Source organism: Klebsiella grimontii (assembly GCF_900200035.1).
Lineage (GTDB): Bacteria > Pseudomonadota > Gammaproteobacteria > Enterobacterales > Enterobacteriaceae > Klebsiella > Klebsiella grimontii.
In genome coordinates, this window is record NZ_FZTC01000012.1 from 225,009 (window position 1) to 248,912 (window position 23,904).

A 23,904-nucleotide genomic window follows, 5' to 3' on the forward strand; every position below is an offset into this window, starting at 1 on the left:
ATCACGCGATATTGAGATATTTATGCGTCTGCATCGATAAGCGCCAGTTGCGGGCGATACAGGTTTCAATGCACAGGCGCGTCGCGTCATCTTTCTGGCTAATCGGCTGAAGGGCGATAATGCGCGGCTTTTCATCAGCCAGCGTTGCCAGCAGTTCATCCAGCGCTTCGATATCGCGCACGCGTCCAACCGGATGTTTAATTTCATCAGCCCGCTGTAGCGCCTGCGAGAGCACATCATAGCCGCCGCGCATGTTCACCTTTGGCGACACCGTCACCCAGGTATGAGGCGTGCAGCGAACTTCATGGGTGCCGCTGGTTTCTATCTGGCAGCTAAATCCGTTTTGCTCCAGTAAAGAAGTTAACGGCGTTAAATCATGAATACAGGGCTCGCCGCCGGTAATGACCACGTGGCGGGCCGTCCAGCCCTGACGCCCGATGATGGCCAGCAGATCTTCGCTGCTTGCCGGGCCCCATTTATCGCTCTCTTTAGTTTTCGCCAGTATGCTGAACAGCGACACTTCCCGATCGGCAAGCTTATCCCAGGTATGTTTGGTATCGCACCAGGCGCAACCAACCGGGCATCCCTGTAAACGAATAAAAATGGCGGGAACGCCGGTGAAGTAACCTTCGCCTTGCAAGGTCTGGAACATCTCGTTAATCGGGTACTGCATAATCATCTCTGCTTAAGGTTGTGAGCGCGCATTATCGCAGATTTGCCCGCGCAGATCTTGTCCCGCGCTGCGCCGAGTGATTGATTAAAAATACGCCAGGACGATACTCTTCTGGCGACGGACAGATAATATTATTCAGCGACGGTTTTTTAATTAGCCTGATAATCATCAGGCGACTATTAAGCGGCATGGCTAAAATTTTTGGTGTAACAAAACATGTATAACCCTGAACGCTAAAAATAAAAAAGCAAAATTAAAAATAATAAATTTCAACGATGTACAAATGGATACATGAAATAATGAATTTATGGGATGAGCTCGGGGTCAAATTCGATCCACTGCGACGCCTTTCCTTAAAATAACCTTAATAAACCGCACGTTATGTTCATCCCCCATTGAATATCCGTTTAATTTTCCGCGCCTAGAATCCAGTCAACCAATACTAATGAGACTGCATTCATGAATACATTATTAATTACTGGCGCGACCGGGTTTCTGGGTGGAGCAGTGTTAGAAAGCATTCTTAATAAAATGAATGCGCCTAATCTATTACTGTTAGTTCGTGCTGATAATAGTGTAGCCGCCGTAGAACGGATTAAGGATAACCTGCGAAAATTCAATATTAGTGAAGCGAGATTAACGGCCCTGACGCCCCACAACATCCTGCTGGGCGATCTGGCCAATCCGCAGCCTTTTCTCCAGGATCCGCGCCTGAATCAGGTCACCCACGTGCTCAACTGCGCCGCCGTCGCCTCATTTGGTAACAATCCGCTTATCTGGAAAGTCAACGTCGAAGGTACGCTGCAGTTTGCCCGGCGGATGGCTCAGGTCAGCGGCCTTCAGCGCTTTCTGCACGTGGGCACCGCGATGTCCTGCTCACCAGACCCCGATTCGCTGGTAGCGGAAAGCACGGCGTTCCGTGAACGCGCCGAGCATCTGGTCGAGTACACGCACTCTAAATCAACAATTGAACGTCTTATGCGGCAGGAATGCCCGACGCTACCGCTGGCGATCGCCCGCCCCTCGATTGTTGTTGGCCACACTCATCACGGCTGTCAGCCCTCCAGCAGCATCTTCTGGGTGTTCAGCATGGGGCTGATGCTGCAAAAATTTATGTGTTCAATGGAAGACCGCATCGACGTGATCCCCGTCGATTATTGCGCCGACGCCCTGATGATGCTGCTTATCAGCCCGCTGGCGCGCGGAGAGGTGGTGCATATTTCAGCGGGAGAGGAAAACAGCGTAAGGTTTGCGGATATCGATAACGCGATGGCCTCCGCCCTCGAACAGGCGCCGGTCGGCGATAAATACGCGCAGGTCAGCTATGAAACGCTGGTCAAAATGCGCCGTGAGCTGAAGACTATTTTTGGCCCCTGCAACGAGCGGCTGATGCTAAAGGCCATGCGTCTGTACGGCGCCTTCGCCACGCTCAACGTGCGGTTCAGCAACGACAAGCTGCTCAGCATGGGCATGCCGAAACCGCCGCGCTTTACCGATTACATTGACCGCTGCGTACAAACCACGCGCGGGCTTTCTATTCCGCAGCAAATGGCGGTAGATTTTAAGTAGTTACCGGTTTCGGGGCAAAAAAAAGCCAGCCCGAAGGCTGGCTTTTTCATATCAGAGAAAGACGGGCTTATGCCTGACCTTTGATCTCTTTACGACCGTTGTACGGTGCTTTTTCGCCCAGCGCTTCTTCGATACGAATCAGCTGGTTGTATTTAGCAACGCGGTCAGAACGGCTCATAGAACCGGTTTTGATCTGGCCTGCAGCGGTACCCACAGCCAGGTCAGCGATGGTAGCGTCTTCAGTTTCGCCTGAACGGTGAGAGATAACGGCAGTGTAGCCAGCGTCTTTCGCCATTTTGATCGCAGCCAGAGTTTCGGTCAGAGAACCGATCTGGTTAAATTTGATCAGGATGGAGTTAACGATGCCTTTCTCGATACCTTCTTTCAGGATCTTGGTGTTGGTTACGAACAGATCGTCACCAACCAGCTGGATTTTGTCGCCCAGTACTTTAGTCTGGTATGCGAAACCGTCCCAGTCAGATTCGTCCAGGCCATCTTCGATGGAGACGATCGGGTACTGTTTGGTCAGCTCTTCCAGGAAGTGGGTGAATTCTTCAGAGGTGAACGCTTTGTTGCCTTCGCCGGCCAGAACGTATTTACCGTCTTTGTAGAATTCAGAAGCCGCGCAGTCCATCGCCAGAGTGATGTCTTTGCCCAGCTCGTAGCCAGCAGCTTTAACCGCTTCAGCGATAACAGCCAGCGCTTCAGCGTTGGAGCCCAGGTTCGGCGCGTAGCCGCCTTCGTCGCCAACAGCGGTGTTCATACCTTTAGCTTTCAGAACTTTAGCCAGGTTGTGGAACACTTCAGAACCCATACGTACGGCTTCTTTCAGGGATTTAGCGCCAACCGGCTGAATCATAAATTCCTGGATGTCGACGTTGTTGTCAGCGTGCTCGCCGCCGTTGATGATGTTCATCATCGGAACCGGCATGGAGTATTTGCCAGGGGTGCCGTTCAGCTCAGCGATGTGCTCATACAGCGGCTGACCTTTAGAAGCAGCGGCAGCTTTGGCGTTAGCCAGAGAGACGGCCAGGATAGCGTTCGCACCGAAGTTAGATTTGTTTTCAGTACCGTCCAGGTCGATCATGATTTTGTCGATGCCAGCCTGATCTTTGGCGTCTTTGCCAAGGATTGCCTGAGCGATCGGGCCGTTAACAGCGCCAACGGCTTTCAGTACGCCTTTACCCATGAAACGGGATTTGTCGCCATCGCGCAGTTCCAGCGCTTCGCGGGAGCCAGTAGAAGCACCTGACGGAGCAGCTGCCATACCGACGAAACCACCTTCCAGGTGTACTTCGGCTTCAACAGTCGGGTTACCACGGGAGTCGATGATTTCACGACCGATGACTTTAACGATTTTGGACATTAGGTTTTCCTCAGTACAAGTTAAACTAAAACTCCAGACAAACAATGCACCCGGATGGGTGCATTGCCGTTCTAACTCTTTTACTTCGCCTGACGCTTCTGGTACTCGCTAGCGGCTTTCACAAAGCCTGCAAACAGCGGATGGCCATCACGCGGCGTCGAAGTAAACTCCGGATGGAACTGACAGGCGACGAACCACGGATGGTTAGGCACCTCGATGATCTCGACCAACTGATCATCCCCGGAACGGCCCGCAATACGCAGGCCCGCATTTTCAATCGGTTTCAACAGCATATTGTTGACTTCGTAGCGGTGGCGATGGCGTTCGGTAATGGTTGGCTCACCGTACAGCTGGCGCACCAGGCTATCTTCGCCCAGCTGGCACTGCTGTGCGCCAAGGCGCATCGTGCCGCCGAGGTCGCTCTTATCAGAGCGCACTTCGACATTACCGTCTTCATCACGCCATTCGGTAATCAGGGCCACAACCGGGTACTTACAGTCTGGCACAAATTCCGTTGAGTTGGCGTTTTCCATCCCGGCTACGTTGCGCGCGAACTCAATCAGCGCAACCTGCATACCCAGGCAAATACCCAGATAAGGAATGTTGTTTTCACGCGCATAGCGCGCGGTGGCAATCTTACCTTCAACGCCGCGATAGCCGAAGCCACCTGGGATCAGGATAGCGTCTAAATTCTTCAGAATTTCGACGCCGCGCGTTTCCACATCCTGCGAATCAATCAGCTTGATGTTGACGGTAACGCGATTTTTCAGACCGCCGTGTTTTAGCGCTTCAATCACCGATTTGTAGGCGTCCGGCAGTTCAATATACTTGCCGACCATACCAATGGTGACTTCGCCTGCCGGGTTCGCTTCTTCATAGATAACCTGTTCCCATTCGGCCAGGTTCGCTTCCGGACAGTTTAAGCTGAATCGTTTACAAATATAATCGTCCAGCCCCTGCGATTTCAACAGGCCCGGAATTTTATAAATGGAATCGACATCTTTCATCGAAATAACGGCTTTTTCTGGCACATTGCAGAACAATGCAATTTTGGCACGTTCGTTCGCCGGAATGGCGCGATCGGAGCGGCAGACCAGGATGTCAGGCTGAATACCGATGGAAAGCAGTTCTTTAACGGAGTGCTGGGTCGGCTTGGTTTTGACTTCACCCGCGGCGGCCATGTATGGCACCAGGGTCAGGTGCATAAACAGCGCGTTTTCACGACCGATATCCACCGCCAGCTGGCGAATCGCTTCAAGGAACGGCAGCGACTCGATATCGCCAACGGTGCCGCCGATTTCTACCAGCACCACATCATGGCCTTCGCCGCCCGCCAGCACGCGCTCTTTGATCGCGTTGGTGATGTGCGGAATAACCTGAACGGTGGCCCCCAGATAGTCGCCGCGACGCTCTTTGCGCAGGACATCAGAGTAAATACGGCCCGTGGTGAAGTTGTTGCGACGGGTCATCTTGGTGCGAATGAAACGCTCATAGTGACCCAGGTCCAGATCGGTTTCAGCGCCGTCTTCAGTAACGAACACTTCCCCGTGTTGGATTGGGCTCATGGTGCCCGGATCGACGTTGATGTACGGATCCAGTTTCATCATGGTCACGTTAAGCCCGCGGGCTTCGAGAATGGCTGCGAGGGAAGCTGCGGCAATGCCTTTACCCAGAGAGGATACGACCCCGCCGGTCACAAAAATATAGTTCGTTGTCATGCTGAACCTGAGAAGTTAGGTTTAAAAGACGATGGAATAACCAGGACGGGAAAGCAGTATACCCGATCATGACTGACGCCACAAACTTTCATTATCCCTCCTTTTCATCAGGCCCACACAAACGCAGGGAGTGAGAAAATAGCCGCTTTTGGCGAAATGTTTTTGACGTAAATCAAGCGCTTGTTATTTAAAAAATCACACAAATAGCGCTTGATCACGAAAACTCTTTAGAGATCAGTTTCCTGGCGTTTTACTTCCTGCCACACCAGCTCCATGGTATCGAGGTCAACGCCGGTCATTTCCAGGCCCCGCGCGGCGACAATCCGCTCTACTTCGCGGAATCTGCGCTCAAACTTCAGGTTGGCTTTTTGCAGGGCAACTTCAGCTTTTACCCCTAAATGGCGGGATAAATTGACCGTCGCAAACAGCAGATCGCCCACTTCCTCCTCCAGTTTAGCTTCATCCACCACCGCCTGCTGCGCTTCGTGCATGACTTCGTCTATTTCTTCGTGCACTTTGTCCAGCACCGGCCCCAGAGAAGTCCAGTCAAAGCCGACCGCCGAGCAGCGTTTCTGGATTTTATGCGCGCGCATCAGCGCCGGCAGACTATGCGGAATATCGTCCAGCGCTGAGTGCTGGGACTTTTCCGCTCGCTCTGCGCTTTTGATCTGCTCCCAGCGGGCCAGCACTTCGCTGCTGTTCCCGGCGGAGGCATCGCCGAAAATATGCGGATGGCGGCGCTCCAGCTTGTCGCCGATCGCGGCGCAGATATCGTTAAAATCAAAGCGCCCCTCTTCCTGCGCCATCTGAGCGTAGAAGACGACCTGGAACAGCAGGTCGCCTAATTCACCGCGCAGATCGTCAAAATCTTCGCGGGCAATCGCGTCGAGCACTTCATAGGTTTCTTCGAGGGTATACGGGGCGATGGTGGCAAAAGTCTGCTCTTTGTCCCACGGACAGCCGTTTTCCGGATCGCGCAGACGCTGCATAATGCCGAGCAGGCGGTCGATTTGGCTCATTGTCGTTTCCATTAAAGAATCAGGCCGGGGCGACCCCGGCCGACATAAAGAAAGTGAAGTTAACCGCCGTGCAGGCGACGGGCGTCGATGACATCCGGTACCTGATTCAGTTTACCCAGCACGCGGCCCAGCACCTGCAGGTTGTAGATCTCGATGGTCATATCGATCGTCGCCAACTGCTGTTTGGTATCGCTGCGGCTGGCCACGCCCAGCACGTTAACTTTCTCATTGGCGAGAATGGTGGTGATATCGCGCAGCAGGCCGCTGCGATCGTTGGCCTGCACGCGTACCACCAGCGAGTAGCCCGCCGAGTAGCTCTCTCCCCACACCGCGTCAACGATGCGCTCCGGGGCGTGAGACTGCAGTTCCGCGAGCTGATCGCAATCCGCGCGGTGCACCGAGATCCCGCGGCCCTGGGTGATAAAGCCCACAATTTCATCGCCGGGAATCGGCTGGCAGCAGCGCGCAATGTGATGCATCAGGTTGCCGACCCCTTCGACCACCACGCGACCATTGTCTTTGCTGCGATTCTGCGGAGCATGGGTTTTCTGCTGCAGCTGCTTTAACGCCGCCGCATCCTGCTCCGCCGCGCTGGGCTTATTAAACTGCGCCTGCAGGAAGTTGACCATCTGGTTGAGGCGAATATCGCCGCCGCCAATCGCCGCCAGCAGTTCGTCCTGCTCGTTGAAGTTGTAGCGCGGCAGCAGATGCTTTTCCGCGTCCTTCAGGCTAATGCCAAGGTGTTCAAGCTCGTCGTCAAGGATCTGCCGCCCGGCAAGAATATTCTTGTCGCGGTCCTGCTTGCGGAACCAGGCGTGTATTTTGGAACGCCCGCGGCTGGTGGTAACGTAGCCGAGGTTCGGGTTCAGCCAGTCGCGGCTTGGGTTGGGCTGCTTCTGGGTGATGATTTCAATCTGGTCGCCCATCTGCAGCTGATAGGTAAACGGCACAATACGCCCGCTGATTTTCGCCCCAATGCAGCGGTGGCCGACATCGCTGTGAATATGATAGGCAAAATCGAGCGGCGTCGAACCGGAAGGTAAGTCCACCACGTCGCCCTTCGGCGTAAAAACGTAAACCCGATCGTCAAAGACCTGGCTACGCACCTCATCCAGCATCTCGCCGGAATCAGCCATCTCTTCCTGCCAGGCAATCAGTTTACGCAGCCACGCAATGCGATCTTCATAGCCGCGCCCGCCGCTGGCCGCTGCGCTGGCGCCCTCTTTGTACTTCCAGTGCGCGGCCACGCCCAGTTCGGCATCTTCATGCATCTGGCGAGTACGGATCTGAATTTCAATCGTTTTGCCACCGGGGCCCAGCACGACGGTATGGATTGACTGATAGCCATTAGGCTTGGGATTGGCGACGTAATCATCAAACTCGTCCGGCAGGTGGCGGTAGTGAGTATGCACTATCCCCAGCGCGGCGTAGCAATCCTGCAGGCGCTCGGCGACGATACGCACCGCCCGCACGTCAAACAGCTCGTCGAAGGCAAGATGTTTTTTCTGCATTTTGCGCCAGATGCTGTAGATATGCTTGGGACGCCCGTAGACCTCGGCTTTGACGCCCTCGGTTTTCATCTCCGTGCGTAAATGCCCGACGAATTCGTCAATGTAATGCTCACGATCGATGCGCCGCTCGTGCAGTAATTTAGCAATCCGCTTATATTCCGCCGGGTGCAGATAGCGGAAGCAGTAATCCTCAAGCTCCCACTTGAGCTGGCCGATCCCCAGGCGGTTGGCCAGCGGCGCGTAGATATTGGTACACTCTTTCGCCGCCAGCACGCGCTCATCTTCCGGCGCATCTTTCACCTCGCGCAGATGGGCAATACGCTCGGCGATCTTAATCACCACGCAGCGGAAATCATCAACCATCGCCAGCAGCATGCGGCGGATGTTATCCACCTGTTCAGAGGAGACCGAATCGGTATGGGTGGCTTTAAGCTGGCGTATCGCGGCCATGTCCCGCACGCCGTGGATCAGGGTAACGACGGATTTGCCGACGCTCTCCTGCATAATTTCTTCGCTGACGACGTTGCCGTCCGCCAGAGGGAACAGCATCGCCGCCCGCAGCGTGTCGATATCCATGCTGAGCATGGAGAGAATTTCCACCATCTCCACGCCGCGCCACAGCAGGAGGTCGGCCTGCGGGTGCCCCTGCGTTTTCTCTCGACAATAATCCCAGGTTTCGGCTAAGCGTTCACACGACTGCTGGCTGGAAATTCCCAGACTCGCGATCCATTTCTTCGGGTCAAATTCACCAGCTTTATTTAAATGTGCACTTCTTACCGCAACCATTGTCCTCTCCTTAAGGGACCGCCTGCCGAAGTCGGCAAGCCTCAACTTTTACACTTCATCCTTCAAACCGCGTCAACGTTGGCTTTCGTCTTTTATCTCAGTCACCTGCTCCTGAGGATGCCGCTTCAATGCGATTTGAATAATTGTTGTGCTCAAACAACACCATTGATTCCAGATGTCCGGTATGCGGGAACATATCCAGCATCGCCAGGCGTTGAATGGTATATCCCGCCTGCAATAAAACGTCGCTATCGCGCGCCAGCGTCGCCGGGTTACAAGAAACATACACCACCCGACGCGGCGCTAATTTTATAATATGTAACATCACGCCCGCCGCGCCGGCGCGCGCCGGATCGAGCAGGACTTTATCAAAACCGTGCTTCGCCCACGCCTGGCGGGTAACGTCCTCTTCCAGGTTTTCATGAAAGAAAGTCACATTGTGTAACGCGTTTAATGCCGCGTTCTCTCTCGCCTTCACGACCAGCGCGGGAACCCCTTCCACGCCAACCACCTGCGCCGCGCGTTTTGCCAGCGGCAGGGTAAAATTGCCCATGCCGCAAAAGAGATCCAGCACGCGATCCTGAGGCTGGATATCCAGCCATTCCAGCGCCGTACGCACCATGAGCTGGTTTACGCCGTCGTTGACCTGAATAAAGTCGCGCGGACTGAACACTAAGCGTAGACCGTCGGACGTATACCAGGGCGCTTCCCCGCGAATATGTTCCAGTATCTCGCTTTGCGGGGCGAGATACAGGGAAAGACCGTGAGATTGCGAAAAACGTTCCAGCTTTTCTTTATCTGCTGCCGGAAGGGCCGCGGTATGGCGTAAAACCATCAGCGGGCCGTTGTCCGCCTGCACCAGCTCCACGTGGCCAAGCTGACGCAGCGATTGCAATCCGCTGAGACATTCTCGTACCGCGGGCAGTAGCGCACCAAAAGCGGGCACCAAAACGGGGCACTGCACCACATCAACAATTTCGCTGGAGTTGGCCTTCCGGAAGCCTATCTGTAATTGTTGGGTCTTTGGCTGATAATTCAAGCTCAGACGCGCCCGGCGACGATAGCCCCACGGCGAAGCGGCTATAATGTCATCAACATCGCGCTTCATTAACCGCGCGAGGGCGGCGCGTTTGCTCTGCTGCTGCAGCTCAACGCTGGCGTGCTGCTGCTGACATCCGCCGCAGATACCAAAATGCGGACAGCGCGGCGCCTGCCGCTGCGGGCTGTCGCTAAGACGACGTTTAACCTGCGCGCGGGCATACTGTTTTTTATCCTCGACCAGGACCACTTCGGCCTGCTCTTGCGGTAATAAACCGCTAACAAACAGCGCCTTACCCTGGTGATGCGCAACGCCCTGTCCAAAGGGATCAAGGTCATTTACTGTAACGGTTATGATCTGGCGCGTCGTCACACGCCGTTTTGCAGAGTAGAATTGCGCCATCGTAGAGATTTGTCTCAATTAAATATACTGACTCTATACACGAGTTCTTTCAGGGTGAGCCAGCGTAACCAATGCCTCAGCAGCCTGTAAGGATGATGTATATATTCTCCCATAATGGAACCGCATGACCAACTACAGCCTTCGTGCCCGCATGATGATTCTTATTCTGGCGCCCACCGTCCTGATCGGTCTGCTGCTCAGTATTTTCTTCGTCGCACACCGCTATAACGACCTACAGCGCCAGCTGGAGGATGCCGGAGCCAGTATTATCGAACCGCTGGCGGTCTCCAGTGAATATGGCATGAATTTGCAAAACCGCGAGTCAATCGGGCAGCTTATCAGCGTACTTCATCGCCGCCACTCCGATATTGTGCGCGCCATTTCCATCTACGACTCGCACAACAGGCTGTTTGTCACCTCTAATTTTCAGCTCGATCCCGGCGAATTGCAGCTGCCAAAAGGGGTCCCCTTTCCCCGCCGTTTAAGCGTGATTCGTCACGGCGATTTGATGATTTTGCGTACCCCCATCATCTCGGAAAGCTATTCACCGGATGAATCACCGGGAAGCGATGCCAAGATGCCGGGCAATATGCTCGGCTACGTGGCGCTGGAGCTGGATCTCAAATCGGTGCGGCTGCAGCAGTACAAAGAAATCTTTATCTCCAGCGTGATGATGCTGTTCTGTATCGGTATTGCGCTGATCTTCGGCTGGCGACTCATGCGCGACGTGACCGGGCCGATCCGCAACATGGTGAATACCGTTGACCGCATCCGCCGCGGCCAGCTTGATAGCCGCGTTGAAGGCTTTATGCTCGGCGAGTTGGATATGCTGAAAAACGGCATCAACTCCATGGCGATGTCGCTGGCGGCCTACCACGAAGAGATGCAACACAATGTCGATCAGGCCACTTCCGACCTGCGGGAAACGCTTGAGCAGATGGAAATCCAGAACGTCGAACTGGACCTGGCGAAAAAACGCGCGCAGGAAGCGGCGCGTATCAAATCCGAATTCCTCGCCAATATGTCACACGAGCTGCGCACGCCGCTCAACGGCGTCATTGGCTTTACGCGCCTGACGCTGAAAACCGATTTAAATACCACCCAGCGCGATCATCTGACCACCATCGAGCGTTCCGCTAACAATCTGCTGGCCATTATTAACGATGTTCTGGACTTCTCTAAGCTTGAAGCCGGTAAGCTCATTCTGGAGAGCATCCCGTTCCTGCTGCGCACCTCGCTGGACGAGGTGGTTACGCTGCTGGCGCACTCGGCGCACGACAAAGGGCTGGAGCTGACGCTGAATATCAAAAATGATGTGCCGGATAACGTCATTGGCGACCCGCTGCGCCTGCAGCAAATTATTACCAACCTGATGGGCAACGCCATCAAGTTCACCGAACACGGCAATATTGACGTGCTGGTGGAACAGCGCGCCATCAGCAACTCACGCGTCCAAATCGAAGTCCAGATCCACGATACCGGTATCGGCATTCCGGAACGCGATCAGTCGCGTTTGTTCCAGGCGTTCCGCCAGGCCGACGCCAGCATCTCCCGTCGCCACGGCGGAACCGGCCTCGGGCTGGTCATCACCCAGCGCCTGGTGAAGGAGATGGGCGGCGATATCTCCTTCCATAGCCAGCCTAACCGCGGCTCGACGTTCTGGTTCCATATCAGCCTCGACCTCAACCCCAACGCGGTTCCCGATAGCGTGCCAACGCAGTGCCTGGCGGGCAAAAAGCTGGCCTATATTGAAGCCAACGCGGCGGCGGCGCAGAGCACGATGGAGCTACTGGCGACAACGCCGCTGGAGGTGGTCTATAGTCCGACGATGACGGCCCTACCGGATGCCCACTACGATATCCTGCTGGCAGGGATTCCGGTATCCATACGCGACCTGAGCCAGCATCGCGATAAGCTGGCAAGGGCCAGCAAGCTTGCCGATCACCTGGTGCTGGCCCTACCGTGCCACGCTCAGGTCAGCGCCGAAACGTTGCGCCAGGACGGCATCGCCGCCTGTTTGCTTAAGCCATTAACCTCAACGCGCTTACTGCCGGCGCTGACGGCCTCCTGCCATGCGCAGCCGACGATTCTGCCGCCGCATGCCGATAGTAAGAAGCTACCGATGACGGTCATGGCCGTTGATGACAATCCGGCGAATCTCAAGCTCATCGGCGCGCTGCTGGAGGACTTAGTCCAGCATGTCATCCTCTGCGACAGCGGTCAGCAAGCCGTCGAACGAGCCAGAGAAACGCAGCAGGATCTGATTCTGATGGATATTCAAATGCCGGAAATGGACGGTATCCGCGCCTGCGAACTGATTCACCAGCTCCCCCATCAGCAGCAAACGCCGGTGATCGCCGTGACGGCCCACGCCCTCGAGGGGCAGCGTGAGAAATTACTCAAAGCGGGAATGAACGACTATCTGGCGAAACCCATTGAGGAAGATAAGCTCCACAGTCTGCTGCTGCGCTATCAGCCGGGAAAGGCGGCGCTCCCGCAGGCCGCCGCGGAGCCTGCGGAGCCGCCCATCAATCATAATGTCACCCTCGACTGGCAGCTGGCGCTGCGTCAGGCGGCGATGAAACCGGACCTGGCGCGGGAAATGCTGCAAATGCTGCTCGCCTTTATGCCTGAAGTACGTAACAAGGTGGAAGAACAGCTGGTGGGAGAGCAGCCGGAAGGGGTGCTGGATTTAGTGCATAAGCTGCACGGCAGCTGTAGCTATAGCGGCGTGCCGCGTCTGAAGAAACTGTGTCACACCATTGAGAGTCAGCTGCGCGCGGGCACCGCCGCCGAGGAGCTGGAACCGGAGTTTCTGGAGCTGCTGGATGAAATGGACAACGTCGCGCGGGAAGCCTGTAAGCTACTGGGAATTTAAAACGCATGCCCCGGTCCGCGCTTCGCGACCGGGGGATAACCTATAATAGCCGCCCTATTTTCAGCACGGCGGCAACGTTTCTCGCCGTCATACGCACGTTTTCGGCGGCATTTTCCAGCGCCTCATCCAGCGTACAGATTGAATAAATCACGCTAAATACCGCATCCAGGCCGTGCTGATGCACGACGCCGACGTCAGACGTCAGGCTTCCGGCAATGCCGATGACCGGCAGATTATAGCGTTTTGCCACCCTCGCCACGCCAACCGGCACCTTGCCGTGCACCGTCTGGCTATCGATACGCCCTTCGCCGGTAATCACCAGATCCGCATCCGCCACGATATCGGCAAGGTGCAGAGCGTCGGTCACGATCTCAATGCCCGGCCGCAGCTTTGCGCCGCAGAAGGCGTACAGGCCCGCGCCCATTCCTCCCGCCGCGCCGCCGCCTTCAAGATGCAGCACATCCAGTTCTAAATCGCGATGGATAATCTCGGCAAAATGGGCCAGCGCGCTATCCAGACAGGGGATCATCTCCGCCGTCGCCCCTTTCTGCGGCCCAAATACCGCCGTCGCGCCCTCGGGCCCCGTCAGCGGATTGGTGACATCGCAAGCGACGTCGATACGACAGCCGGCCAGGCGCTTATCCAGTTCGCTAACGTCGATGCGCGCGAGGTTCTCCAGCGCGCGTCCGCCAGCGGCAATCTGCTGGTTATCTTTAGTCAGCAGCTTCGCCCCTAGCGCCTGTACCATTCCGGCCCCGCCGTCGTTCGTCGCGCTGCCGCCGATGCCGATAATAATTTGCGTCACGCCCGCATCCAGCGCGTGGCGAATCAGCTCGCCGGTCCCCCACGAAGTGGTCAGCAAAGGATTGCGCCGCGCCGGCGGCACGCTCTCCAGGCCGCTTGCCGCCGCCATTTCGATAAACGCGCACTGTTTATCGCCCGACAGGCCGTAAAAAGCGTCCACCGGCTCGCCGAGCGGACCGGTGACGGTGACCGCTATCCGGCATCCCTGCGTTGCGGCGACCATGGCTTCGACGGTCCCTTCGCCGCCGTCGGCGACCGGCAGTTTGACATATTCCGCATCGGCGTAAATTTCTCGAAAACCTTGCTCTATCGCGGTAGCAACATCCAGCGCACTCAGGCTCTCCTTGTATGAATCCGGTGCGATCACTATCTTCATAAGCTGTCCTTAAAATGAACGATGACCCGATGCCGTGCGGTCAATCGGCCCCCGAAGGGACCGATATTTCCTTAGCGCACCATGCAGGGACGCTTGTTATCAAACGTCCAGTTCGGGATTAAATACTGCATGCCCATAGCATCATCGCGCGCGCCCAGGCCATGTTTCTGATACAGTTCATGGGCTTTCATCACCTGATCCATATCAAGCTCTACGCCCAGACCCGGTTTTGCCGGTACCTGTACCATCCCGCCTTTAATTTCAAACGGCTCTTTGGTCAGACGCTGATTGCCTTCCTGCCAGATCCAGTGAGTATCGATGGCGGTAATTTTCCCCGGCGCCGCCGCTGCAACATGGGTGAACATCGCCAGCGAGATATCAAAGTGGTTGTTAGAGTGCGAGCCCCAGGTCAGGCCAAACTCATGGCACATCTGCGCCACGCGGACGGAACCCTGCATGGTCCAGAAGTGCGGATCCGCCAGCGGAATATCCACCGACTGCAGCGACAGCGTATGGCCCATCTGACGCCAGTCGGTCGCGATCATATTGGTCGCCGTCGGCAGACCGGTGGCGCGGCGGAACTCCGCCATCACTTCACGACCGGAGAAGCCCTGCTCAGCCCCGCACGGATCTTCCGCATAGGCCAGCGATCCCTTCAGATATTTACCAATCTTGATCGCTTCATTCAGCGACCACGCGCCGTTCGGATCCAGAGTTACGCGCGCCTGCGGGAAGCGCTTCGCCAGCGCGACGATAGATTCCGCCTCCTCTTCCCCGGCCAGCACACCGCCTTTCAGTTTAAAGTCGTTAAAGCCATATTTCTCATACGCCGCTTCCGCCAGGCGCACCACCGCATCCGGGGTCATCGCTTCATCATGACGCAGGCGATACCAGTCGCATTTGTCATCCGGCTGGCTCTGATACGGCAGCGGCGTGGCTTTACGGTTGCCGACGAAGAACAGATAGCCGAGCATTTCCACTTCGCTGCGCTGCTGACCATCGCCCAGAAGAGACGCCACGTTCACGCCCAGATGCTGGCCCAGCAGATCCAGCATCGCCGCTTCGATCCCGGTCACTACGTGAATTGTGGTACGCAGATCGAAGGTCTGCAAACCGCGCCCACCGGCGTCGCGGTCGGCGAAAGTATTGCGCACGGCGGTCAGCACGTTTTTGTACTCACCCAGCGTCTTACCGACTACCAGCGGGATCGCATCTTCGAGAGTCTTGCGGATTTTCTCTCCGCCGGGGATTTCGCCGACGCCGGTATGGCCGGAATTATCTTTAATCACCACGATATTACGCGTGAAGAACGGGGCGTGCGCGCCGCTCAGGTTCATCAGCATGCTGTCGTGGCCCGCGACCGGAATGACCTGCATAGAAGAAACAACGGGGGTCGAAAATTGTGCGCTCATAGTTAAGTCCTTATTCAAATCAGTGACGGCCGAAAACGGGGCGTTTACGGTCAAAAGTCCATCCAGGGATCAGGTACTGCATCGGGCCTGCGTCATTACGCGCGCCGCCGGGCAGCCTTTTATAGGCCTCATGCGCCTTCTGTACCTGCTCCCAGTCCAGCTCAACGCCAAGTCCTGGCGCGTCCGGAACCGCGATTTTTCCGTGCTTAATCTCCAGCGGATTTTTGGTCAGGCGGCAATCTCCCTCCTGCCAAATCCAGTGGGTATCGATGGCCGTGGGGTTACCCGGCGCCGCCGCGCCGACGTGGGTAAACATGGCCAGTGAAATATCAAAGTGGTTATTGGAGTGGCAGCCCCAGGTCAGGCCCCAGTCATCGCACAGCTGCGCCACGCGCACCGCGCCGGAAAGGGTCCAGAAGTGCGGATCGGCCAGCGGAATATCCACGGCGTTCAGCATCACCGCATGGCCCATTTCACGCCAGTTGGTGGCGATCATGTTAGTTGCCACCGGCAAACCGGTGGCGCGGCGAAACTCCGCCATCACTTCGCGGCCGGAAAAGCCCTGCTCGGCGCCGCAGGGGTCTTCGGCGTAAGTCAGCACATCGTTCAGCCCTTTACACAGGGCGATGGCTTCGTCCAATAGCCAGGCGCCATTAGGGTCGACCGTAATACGCGCATCCGGGAAACGCTTCTTCAGCGCGCGGGCGGTTTCGATCTCCTGCTCGCCGGGCAGCACGCCGCCTTTCAGTTTAAAATCTTTAAAGCCGTAGCGATCCTGCGCGGCTTCCGCCAGGCGCACCACCGCCTCGCTGTTCAGCGCTTGCTGATGACGCAGGCGATACCACGCGTGGCTGCCCGGCGTGCTTTCCAGATAGGGCAGATCGGTCTTCGTACGATCGCCTACGTAGAACAGATAGCCCAACACGGTCACCGCATCGCGCTGCTTGTCCGGCCCGAGCAGTTCGCAAACCGGCACGTTGAGCGCTTTGCCCAGCAGATCCAGCAGCGCTGCTTCCAGCGCCGCCACCGCGTTCACCCGCAGTTCGAACGTCCAGGCGCCTTTGCCAAAGGTGTCAAAATCCGCAGCCTGATTGCCTTTATGCACCTGCTGAACCACTTTGTTCAGGCGGGCGATTTCCTGGCCCAAAACCATCGGGATAGCATCCACCAGCGTCTGATAAATCACCTCGCCGCCGGGCGCTTCGCCGACGCCGGTATTGCCGGCGCTGTCGGTCAGCACCACGATATTACGGGTGAAATACGCGTTATGGGCGCCGCCGATATTGAGCAGCATACTGTCCTGCCCGGCCACCGGGATAACCTTCATGTCCGTGATTACGGGGCTCGATTGCGTCGTCATGATGATTGTCCTGCCACAGGTTTCAGTTCGATACGCTTAATATCGCCCACCAGCACCAGATAGCTCAGCACCGCCACCAGCGCATGGACCCCCACATAAATCAGCGCGCCGTTAAACGAACCGGTGGTGCCGACGATGTAGCCGATGGCAATTGGCGTCACGATGCCGGAGATATTGCCGAACATATTGAACAGTCCGCCGCTCAGGCCGCTGATCTCTTTCGGCGCCGTATCCGCCATCACCGCCCAGCCCAGCGCGCCAATGCCTTTACCGAAGAAGGCCAGCGCCATAAAGCCGATGATCATCCACTCCACGTTAACGTAGTTACAGAACACCATCACCATCGACAGCAGCATCCCCATCACGATCGGCGTCTTACGCGCGATGTTCAGCGAGCCGGTACGCCGCATCAGCCAGTCGGAAATAATCCCGCCGAGCACCCCGCCCGCGAAGCCGCAGATCGCCGGCACCGACGCGACAAAACCGGCTTTCAGAATCGACATCCCGCGCGCCTGCACCAGATAAACCGGGAACCAGGTGATAAAGAAATAGGTTAAAGCGTTGATGCAGTATTGGCCGATATAGACGCCAATCATCATGCGGGAACCCAACAGCTGCTTGATTTGCCCCCATTTTACGCTAAACGGCACTTTGGCTTTGGCCGCCGCCTGATCCATGTTGATCAGCGCGCCGCCTGCGGCGATGTAATCCAGCTCTTTTTGGTTCACGCCCGGATGCTGGTTCGGTTCATGAATCACCTTCAGCCAGACAAAACTGATGATAATCCCGAGGCCGCCCATAAAGAAGAACACGTGCGACCAGCCCACCTCATGGGTCAGCCAACCCATGATCGGCGCAAAAATAACCGTGGCAAAGTATTGCGCGGAGTTAAAGATAGCCACCGCCGTGCCCCTCTCCTGGGCCGGGAACCAGGCCGCGACGATACGGCTATTTCCGGGGAAAGATGGCGCTTCGGCCAGGCCGACAAGGAAACGCAGGGTAAACAGCGCGACGATAATGCCGAAGCCGCTAAAGATATCGACGAAGCCCTGCAGGAGGGTAAACATGGACCAGATAAAAATGGACCAGAAGTAGACGCGTTTTGAACCGAAGCGGTCAAGCAGCCAGCCGCCTGGGATCTGGCCGATAACGTAGGCCCATGAGAACGCGGAGAAAACATAACCCATGCCGACGGCGTCAAGACCAATATCTTTGGCCATCTCCGATCCGGCAATGGATAAGGTGGCGCGGTCGCCGTAGTTGAAGGATGTGACGATAAACAGCATCACCACTATCCAGTAGCGAGCATTGGTGCGCTTTTCAGCGCCGCTCGCCGCCTGACTTAATGAACTCATTGTTGCACTCCTGAATCATAGCGTTAGCTACGTTCATTCTGAACAGCACAACCTGTAGGGTACTCAGAATGACGTGTTAGTGTTTTTCATTGTTTTCGTTATATCTGGCACTGCATTGGGAACTGGCAGGGAAAGTATAAAAAGAGGGGCTGACGGGCTCACCGTGCAAATACACAGCTTTCACCGGCTGAGTAAATCTGATTTATGGCGTATGCCTAACGAGATGGGGGATGGTTCACGGAAATGAAAAACCGCGCCCGTTGAGAGGTGGAGAGGGCGGTACAAAAGACAGGAGTGTGAATCAACTCTCTTGACCCCGTGAAATAGCCCGGTAAAGACCCTGGCATGACACAGGTTTTAAGGCAAATGCCCGAAGCCAGGCGCACGGAGAATTGGTACGATCTTTTTGACCGTTAATCTGGCACTGGCATTGAACATCAGTAAAAAAGGGGCGCCCTCTATTGTAGGGAGAGGGCGAAACTTTTTAATCAAGCAGCGTCGCCCACTGCGTTACCCATGGGTTAGAGACGCTTTCAGGTTCCGGATCTTCGCTGGCGTCAATCATCAGCATATCGCCCACGCGCGTGCCGCCCTGCTCCTGCAATAACGCATCAAACTTCAAACCGCCGCCGCAGAAGTTGGCGTAGGTGCTATCACCCAGGGCGATAATGCCATAGCGTAAATGCGGCTGATACATATCTTTGATGCCTTCGTACAAGGGCACAATGCTGTCCGGTAAATCGCCCTGCCCGGTGGTCGAAGTCACCACCAGCGCATATTTCCCGGTATAGGACTCCCAGTCTTTGACTTCAGGATCTTCAAAGACTTTCGCCCGATGACCCAGCCCGCTCAAAATAGCCTGCGCCTCTTCGGCGACCAGGAGCGAATTTCCATACATCGTACCGACAAAAATTCCGACTTCCGCCATGACTAGCTCCCTGAATTGACCTGTATCTCTTCATCCTGACCGCAGTCGTCGGCAAACTCAACCCTTTCATTTAGCGGGAGAAGGCCGCGCCAGCCAAACTGCGACAGCGCGCGCATCCAGACGTCGTCAAGACCGGCGCGAATGACCAGCGGTTCGCCGGTAAACGGATGCGTTAACGAGAGCTGGCTGGCGTGCAGCATCAGCCGATCGCAGCCAAAATGCTCTGCCGCGCTGCGATTCTGCCGCAAATCGCCATGTTTGCTATCACCGATAATCGGATGGCGAAGATGGGCAAGATGGCGTCGCAGCTGATGTTTACGTCCGGTTTTCGGTTCCAGTTCCACCAGGCTATAGCGGGTCGTGGGGTAACGTCCGGTCGCCACCGCCATCTCTACCGTCGCCAGGCCGCGGTAATGGGTGACCGCCGGCTGCGGGTCTTTATTTTCGCGAGCGAACTTATCGGCGATTTTATCCAGCTCCTCAACCAGCGGGTAATCAAGCACCGCTTCGTCGTTCAACCAACCGCGAGCGATCGCATGGTAGCGTTTCTGCATTTGATGCTGCTCGAACTGCTGCGACAGCAATCTTCCCGCTTCGCTCGATAGCCCCATCAGCAGCACGCCGGACGTCGGCCTGTCGAGGCGGTGAGCGGTGAACACGTGCTGGCCTATCTGATCGCGCACGGTCTGCATCACCACGACCTTTTCATCACGATCCAGCCAGCTACGGTGCACCAGCCAGCCCGAAGGTTTGTTTACCGCGACCAGCCACTGGTCCTGATATAAAATCTCCAGCATCAGGCTTCGCCGCCGGCAAACAGCGCATCCAGCAGGAGCAGTTCGGCCAGCACCCTTTCGCGTACGGGATGAGCGTTATCGAGGGCCATCTCATAATAGGGGGCAACGGCGAAGTTCTGCGGCAGCGGCATTCCGCTTTCCAGCAGCTGGCGCATACGCGGAATCAATACCCACTGCAGCCATTCAAGCGGCTCCATGGTGTCGAGGCAAAACGGCTGTTCGCTGGCAAACGCGCGACTATCGGGGGCGCTATCCTGCCAGTGTTCCGTTTCGCGCAGCAGCGCTTCAATGGCGAGCAGGCGCTCGCGCACGCGATGATCAAGAGTCATGGGAAACCTCGGTGAGTTGAAAACCGGCGCAGAATAGCAAATTCAGACGAGAAATAAAAAAAGGGAGCACTGTATAAAACAGTGCTCCCGGTTCGTTTTGCAGCAATCCAGCTACATTGGTGCTCCCTGCTCGTCCTTGAAAACTTTTCCTGAGGTCTCCTGACCATGTTCATCCATAAACAGTTGCATCCTGCTTTCACACCACCCCGATGCGAAATAACTCATCCTTAAGTCTATCCTGATCTTCCTGATCCACCGAACATCCTGCTCGGCTCTCGTTCTCCTTCCTGGAGGTGTCCTTTTACGCAATCCTGCGTTATCCTGTGCTTCATCCTGAAGCCTGTCCTTGCAACGCCATCCTGGCGGGTCCTGTAGAAGCGTCACCATCCTGATGTTCACTTCGTTTATCAACTCCCTGTCGATGTACATAGAATCCCTGATTCCGCCCCGTCTTACAACCCTTGTTAAGACAATATCTTAAGATTAATCGTCAGTATGATTAATGAGAAAATAATTAACCAATTGAAAAATAATATATTTCTTAAAATACGGTCCCTGAAGGATCGGCTTAAATGATGACGATCTCTTACAGGTCTTGTAAGAGATCTCTCACAAAAGTTTGGGTAGTCTGGATTACAGAACAGGCTTAAGGGAATTGAGGAAACTCGCAAGCGAGGGGGAAAGGGTCGTGCGTTTGCGGGTGCCAAGGGTCTCTTTGATCACTTCACCACTCATATTACACACCGAAATGACATCCAGTTCGCTGTCCAGCGTGGCGATAAACAGGGTCGGCGACAGCTTCAAACGCTTTTGCACCAGCAGATGACCGATCAGATTTTCCTGCACCCGCTGGAAATCGTCCGGGCTCCAGGTTTGCAGCAGCGTCATGGTTTCATCGGCGAAACGCGCCTGCATATCACCGGCAAACTGAGTGGTATAATAAGCATGAAGCGGTTGTTGTACCACAATCTCCAGCGCCCGTTCAACCGCGTGAATATTTTGTTCTAATGAAAACGGCTGCGGCTGCCAGAAAACGCCGTCATCATCCGTGCCGTTGACGCACGGCGACGGGATGCCGTAAAGCTCTTCGCTGCGCGGCAGGCTGGAACGCTGCTGCTGCCACGCCTCACAGTAACGTTGGGTAAATGCTTGTAGCGCTTCTGCGGTTTGCTGATCCACCGGTTTCTCTCTTCACGTTAGACAGGATACACTTGGCATATAGTGTAACCGCTTTAACTATGGTGAAACATGTCTTCTTACGATAATCATCAGGCGCTGGCCGGCCTGACGCTCGGAAAATCAACCGATTACCGCGATACCTACGATGCCAGCCTGCTTCAGGGCGTCCCGCGCAGCCTGAACCGCGACCCGCTGGATCTGCACGCCGATAACCTGCCGTTTCACGGCGCCGATATCTGGACGCTGTACGAGCTCTCCTGGCTGAACGCCAAAGGTCTGCCGCAGGTGGCCGTGGGCCACGTCGAGCTCAGCGACACCACCGTTAACCTGGTGGAATCAAAAAGCTTTAAGCTCTATCTCAACAGCTTTAACCAGACGCGCTTTGCTGACTGGCAGGCGGTCGAGGCGACGCTGGCGCGCGATCTCAGCGCCTGTGCGCAAGGAGAAGTGAAGGTGTCGCTGTATCGCCTCGATGAGCTCGAAGGCCAGCCGGTGGCCCATCTGCACGGCACCTGCATCGACGACCAGGATATTGAAATCGATAACTACCAGTTCAGCGCCGATTACCTGCAGGACGCCGCTTGCGGCAAAGTGGTCGAAGAGACCCTGGTCAGCCATCTGCTGAAGTCCAACTGCCTGATTACCCACCAGCCAGACTGGGGCTCGGTGCAGATTCAGTATCGCGGGGCGAAAATCGATCGCGAAAAGCTGCTGCGCTATCTGGTGTCATTCCGCCATCACAACGAATTCCACGAGCAGTGCGTAGAGCGCATCTTCAACGATATTCAGCGTTTCTGCCAGCCGGAAGCCCTTTCGGTTTACGCGCGCTACACGCGACGCGGCGGTCTCGACATCAACCCGTGGCGCAGCAACACCGATTTTGTGCCGGCCACCGGTCGCCTCGCCCGTCAATAATCAACATTTTCACAATTTGCGTGCGTTAACCCGCGCGCAAGGTTGTGAAAACGCCATCAGCAGGGCTATTGTAATCACAGGAAGACGATAATCGTCCTGTAAGGAGTTCACTTGATTACACACGTTAGCCCGCTTGGTTCAATGGATATGCTGTCGCAGCTGGAAGTGGATATGCTTAAACGCACCGCCAGCAGTGACCTGTATCAACTCTTTCGCAACTGCTCGCTTGCTGTGCTCAACTCGGGGAGCCTGACCGATAACAGCAAGGAGCTTCTGTCTCGTTTTGAAAACTTCGATATTAACGTGCTGCGTCGCGAACGCGGCGTGAAGCTGGAACTGATCAACCCGCCGGAAGACGCTTTCGTTGACGGGCGTATTATCCGTTCCCTGCAGGCCAACCTGTTTGCCGTACTGCGCGATATCCTGTTCGTCTACGGCCAGATCCACAACACCGTCCGCTTCCCGAATCTCGATCTTGAAAGCTCGGTGCATATCACCAACCTGGTCTTCTCCATTTTGCGTAACGCCCGCGCCCTGCACGTTGGCGAAGCGCCAAATATGATTGTCTGCTGGGGCGGCCACTCGATTAACGAAAACGAATATCTGTACGCCCGCCGCGTCGGCACCCAGCTGGGTCTGCGCGAGCTTAACATCTGCACCGGCTGTGGACCGGGCGCGATGGAAGCGCCGATGAAAGGCGCCGCCGTCGGCCACGCGCAGCAGCGTTACAGAGACAGCCGCTTTATCGGGATGACCGAGCCGTCGATTATCGCCGCCGAGCCGCCGAATCCGCTGGTGAATGAACTGATCATCATGCCGGATATCGAAAAACGTCTGGAGGCGTTTGTGCGTATCGCCCACGGCATCATCATCTTCCCGGGCGGCGTGGGCACGGCGGAAGAGCTGCTCTATCTGCTGGGCATTTTGATGCACCCGTCGAACAAGTCGCAAGTTCTGCCGCTGATCCTCACCGGGCCAAAAGAGAGCGCCGATTATTTCCGCGTGCTGGATGAGTTTATCGTCCATACGCTGGGCGAATCCGCCCGTCGTCACTATCGCATTATCATCGACGACGCCGCGGAAGTTGCCCGTCAGATGAAAAAAGCGATGCCGATGGTCAAAGAGAACCGCCGCGAAACCGGAGACGCCTACAGCTTCAACTGGTCGATGCGTATTGCGCCGGACCTGCAGATGCCGTTCGATCCCACCCACGACAATATGGCCAACCTTAAACTCTATCCGGACCAGCCGGTGGAAGTGCTGGCAGCGGATCTCCGCCGCGCCTTCTCCGGTATCGTCGCCGGTAACGTTAAAGAGGTGGGTATCCAGGCTATCGAGAAATTCGGCCCGTATAAGATTCACGGCGATCCGGCGATGATGCGCCGCATGGATGACCTGCTGCAGGGCTTCGTGGCGCAGCATCGTATGAAGCTGCCGGGCGGCACCGCCTACATCCCCTGCTACGAAATCTGTTCCTGAGTTATCTTC

18 protein-coding genes are annotated in these 23,904 nt (G+C 56.0%); 4 read left to right on the plus strand and 14 right to left on the minus strand.

Going from position 1 to position 23,904, the window contains the following annotated elements:
- Window position 1 precedes the first annotated feature (1 nt).
- On the minus strand, window positions 2–673 hold the full coding sequence (gene queE, locus KOSB73_RS05415) for a 7-carboxy-7-deazaguanine synthase QueE (protein WP_004124321.1): 672 nt from the start codon (window positions 671–673) through the stop codon (window positions 2–4).
- A 459-nt stretch (window positions 674–1,132) separates the two neighbouring features.
- On the opposite strand from queE, the gene KOSB73_RS05420 reads away from it, so the two are divergent.
- Window positions 1,133–2,242 (plus strand): SDR family oxidoreductase, encoded by a 1,110-nt coding sequence (locus tag KOSB73_RS05420; RefSeq protein WP_004137295.1) that lies wholly within the window; start codon window positions 1,133–1,135, stop codon window positions 2,240–2,242.
- 67 nt (window positions 2,243–2,309) lie between these two features.
- Here KOSB73_RS05420 and eno read toward each other — a convergent pair whose 3' ends face one another.
- The 5 genes from eno to rlmD all read right to left on the minus strand — a co-directional run bounded on the left by eno (window position 2,310) and on the right by rlmD (window position 10,083).
- Entirely contained in the window at window positions 2,310–3,608 is a 1,299-nt protein-coding gene (gene eno, locus KOSB73_RS05425; RefSeq protein ID WP_004124327.1) for a phosphopyruvate hydratase, read from the minus strand.
- A gap of 80 nt (window positions 3,609–3,688) precedes the next feature.
- The gene (gene pyrG / locus KOSB73_RS05430; RefSeq protein ID WP_004124328.1) at window positions 3,689–5,326 is read right to left on the minus strand and encodes a glutamine hydrolyzing CTP synthase; all 1,638 of its coding nucleotides are present in this window, start codon (window positions 5,324–5,326) and stop codon (window positions 3,689–3,691) included.
- Window positions 5,327–5,553: 227 nt separating this feature from the next.
- Complete coding sequence (gene mazG, locus KOSB73_RS05435) at window positions 5,554–6,345, minus strand: nucleoside triphosphate pyrophosphohydrolase (protein WP_049085091.1); 792 nt, start codon at window positions 6,343–6,345, stop codon at window positions 5,554–5,556.
- Between the two features lie 59 nt (window positions 6,346–6,404).
- Window positions 6,405–8,642 (minus strand): GTP diphosphokinase, encoded by a 2,238-nt coding sequence (gene relA, locus KOSB73_RS05440; protein WP_004137289.1) that lies wholly within the window; start codon window positions 8,640–8,642, stop codon window positions 6,405–6,407.
- Between the two features lie 97 nt (window positions 8,643–8,739).
- Window positions 8,740–10,083, minus strand: coding sequence for a 23S rRNA (uracil(1939)-C(5))-methyltransferase RlmD (rlmD, locus tag KOSB73_RS05445; protein WP_004137287.1), 1,344 nt, complete (start codon window positions 10,081–10,083; stop codon window positions 8,740–8,742).
- A gap of 124 nt (window positions 10,084–10,207) precedes the next feature.
- Here rlmD and barA point away from each other — a divergent pair, with 124 nt between their 5' ends.
- Window positions 10,208–12,961, plus strand: a complete 2,754-nt coding sequence (gene barA / locus KOSB73_RS05450) for a two-component sensor histidine kinase BarA (protein ID WP_049085089.1) — start codon at window positions 10,208–10,210, stop codon at window positions 12,959–12,961.
- Window positions 12,962–13,001: 40 nt separating this feature from the next.
- On the opposite strand, the gene KOSB73_RS05455 is transcribed toward barA, so the two are convergent.
- The 8 genes from KOSB73_RS05455 to syd form a co-directional block, all read right to left on the minus strand.
- Window positions 13,002–14,141, minus strand: a complete 1,140-nt coding sequence (locus KOSB73_RS05455) for a glycerate kinase (RefSeq protein ID WP_004137285.1) — start codon at window positions 14,139–14,141, stop codon at window positions 13,002–13,004.
- Window positions 14,142–14,212: 71 nt separating this feature from the next.
- Window positions 14,213–15,553, minus strand: coding sequence for a glucarate dehydratase (gene gudD / locus KOSB73_RS05460; RefSeq protein WP_004137284.1), 1,341 nt, complete (start codon window positions 15,551–15,553; stop codon window positions 14,213–14,215).
- Between the two features lie 19 nt (window positions 15,554–15,572).
- Window positions 15,573–16,913, minus strand: coding sequence for an enolase C-terminal domain-like protein (locus KOSB73_RS05465; protein ID WP_098140297.1), 1,341 nt, complete (start codon window positions 16,911–16,913; stop codon window positions 15,573–15,575).
- A complete protein-coding gene (gene gudP / locus KOSB73_RS05470; protein ID WP_004124361.1) occupies window positions 16,910–18,268 on the minus strand; it encodes a galactarate/glucarate/glycerate transporter GudP in 1,359 nt (452 codons plus the stop codon). The genes KOSB73_RS05465 and gudP overlap by 4 nt, the downstream gene beginning before the upstream one ends.
- A gap of 484 nt (window positions 18,269–18,752) precedes the next feature.
- Window positions 18,753–19,196 carry a flavodoxin gene (locus KOSB73_RS05480; protein ID WP_049088648.1) on the minus strand — a complete coding sequence of 148 codons (444 nt, stop codon included), beginning with the start codon at window positions 19,194–19,196 and terminating at the stop codon, window positions 18,753–18,755.
- Between the two features lie 2 nt (window positions 19,197–19,198).
- Entirely contained in the window at window positions 19,199–19,993 is a 795-nt protein-coding gene (gene truC / locus KOSB73_RS05485; protein ID WP_024358510.1) for a tRNA pseudouridine(65) synthase TruC, read from the minus strand.
- The gene (locus tag KOSB73_RS05490; protein WP_049088645.1) at window positions 19,993–20,322 is read right to left on the minus strand and encodes a YqcC family protein; all 330 of its coding nucleotides are present in this window, start codon (window positions 20,320–20,322) and stop codon (window positions 19,993–19,995) included. The genes truC and KOSB73_RS05490 overlap by 1 nt, the downstream gene beginning before the upstream one ends.
- A gap of 633 nt (window positions 20,323–20,955) precedes the next feature.
- On the minus strand, window positions 20,956–21,501 hold the full coding sequence (syd, locus tag KOSB73_RS05495; RefSeq protein WP_004137273.1) for a SecY-interacting protein: 546 nt from the start codon (window positions 21,499–21,501) through the stop codon (window positions 20,956–20,958).
- A 69-nt stretch (window positions 21,502–21,570) separates the two neighbouring features.
- On the opposite strand from syd, the gene queF reads away from it, so the two are divergent.
- Window positions 21,571–22,416 carry an NADPH-dependent 7-cyano-7-deazaguanine reductase QueF gene (queF, locus tag KOSB73_RS05500; RefSeq protein ID WP_049085088.1) on the plus strand — a complete coding sequence of 282 codons (846 nt, stop codon included), beginning with the start codon at window positions 21,571–21,573 and terminating at the stop codon, window positions 22,414–22,416.
- A 111-nt stretch (window positions 22,417–22,527) separates the two neighbouring features.
- On the plus strand, window positions 22,528–23,895 hold the full coding sequence (ppnN, locus tag KOSB73_RS05505) for a nucleotide 5'-monophosphate nucleosidase PpnN (RefSeq protein WP_004124374.1): 1,368 nt from the start codon (window positions 22,528–22,530) through the stop codon (window positions 23,893–23,895).
- Window positions 23,896–23,904 lie beyond the last annotated feature (9 nt).

Coding starts and splice junctions, on each gene's coding strand:
- queE (WP_004124321.1), bottom strand. CDS start 673: ATGCAGTACCCGATTAACGAGATGTTCCAGACCTTGCAAGGCGAAGGT.
- KOSB73_RS05480 (WP_049088648.1), bottom strand. CDS start 19,196: ATGGCGGAAGTCGGAATTTTTGTCGGTACGATGTATGGAAATTCGCTC.
- gudD (WP_004137284.1), bottom strand. CDS start 15,553: ATGAGCGCACAATTTTCGACCCCCGTTGTTTCTTCTATGCAGGTCATT.
- relA (WP_004137289.1), bottom strand. CDS start 8,642: ATGGTTGCGGTAAGAAGTGCACATTTAAATAAAGCTGGTGAATTTGAC.
- rlmD (WP_004137287.1), bottom strand. CDS start 10,083: ATGGCGCAATTCTACTCTGCAAAACGGCGTGTGACGACGCGCCAGATC.
- KOSB73_RS05420 (WP_004137295.1), top strand. CDS start 1,133: ATGAATACATTATTAATTACTGGCGCGACCGGGTTTCTGGGTGGAGCA.
- KOSB73_RS05490 (WP_049088645.1), bottom strand. CDS start 20,322: ATGACTCTTGATCATCGCGTGCGCGAGCGCCTGCTCGCCATTGAAGCG.
- KOSB73_RS05455 (WP_004137285.1), bottom strand. CDS start 14,141: ATGAAGATAGTGATCGCACCGGATTCATACAAGGAGAGCCTGAGTGCG.
- truC (WP_024358510.1), bottom strand. CDS start 19,993: ATGCTGGAGATTTTATATCAGGACCAGTGGCTGGTCGCGGTAAACAAA.
- mazG (WP_049085091.1), bottom strand. CDS start 6,345: ATGAGCCAAATCGACCGCCTGCTCGGCATTATGCAGCGTCTGCGCGAT.
- barA (WP_049085089.1), top strand. CDS start 10,208: ATGACCAACTACAGCCTTCGTGCCCGCATGATGATTCTTATTCTGGCG.
- queF (WP_049085088.1), top strand. CDS start 21,571: ATGTCTTCTTACGATAATCATCAGGCGCTGGCCGGCCTGACGCTCGGA.
- pyrG (WP_004124328.1), bottom strand. CDS start 5,326: ATGACAACGAACTATATTTTTGTGACCGGCGGGGTCGTATCCTCTCTG.
- gudP (WP_004124361.1), bottom strand. CDS start 18,268: ATGAGTTCATTAAGTCAGGCGGCGAGCGGCGCTGAAAAGCGCACCAAT.
- KOSB73_RS05465 (WP_098140297.1), bottom strand. CDS start 16,913: ATGACGACGCAATCGAGCCCCGTAATCACGGACATGAAGGTTATCCCG.
- eno (WP_004124327.1), bottom strand. CDS start 3,608: ATGTCCAAAATCGTTAAAGTCATCGGTCGTGAAATCATCGACTCCCGT.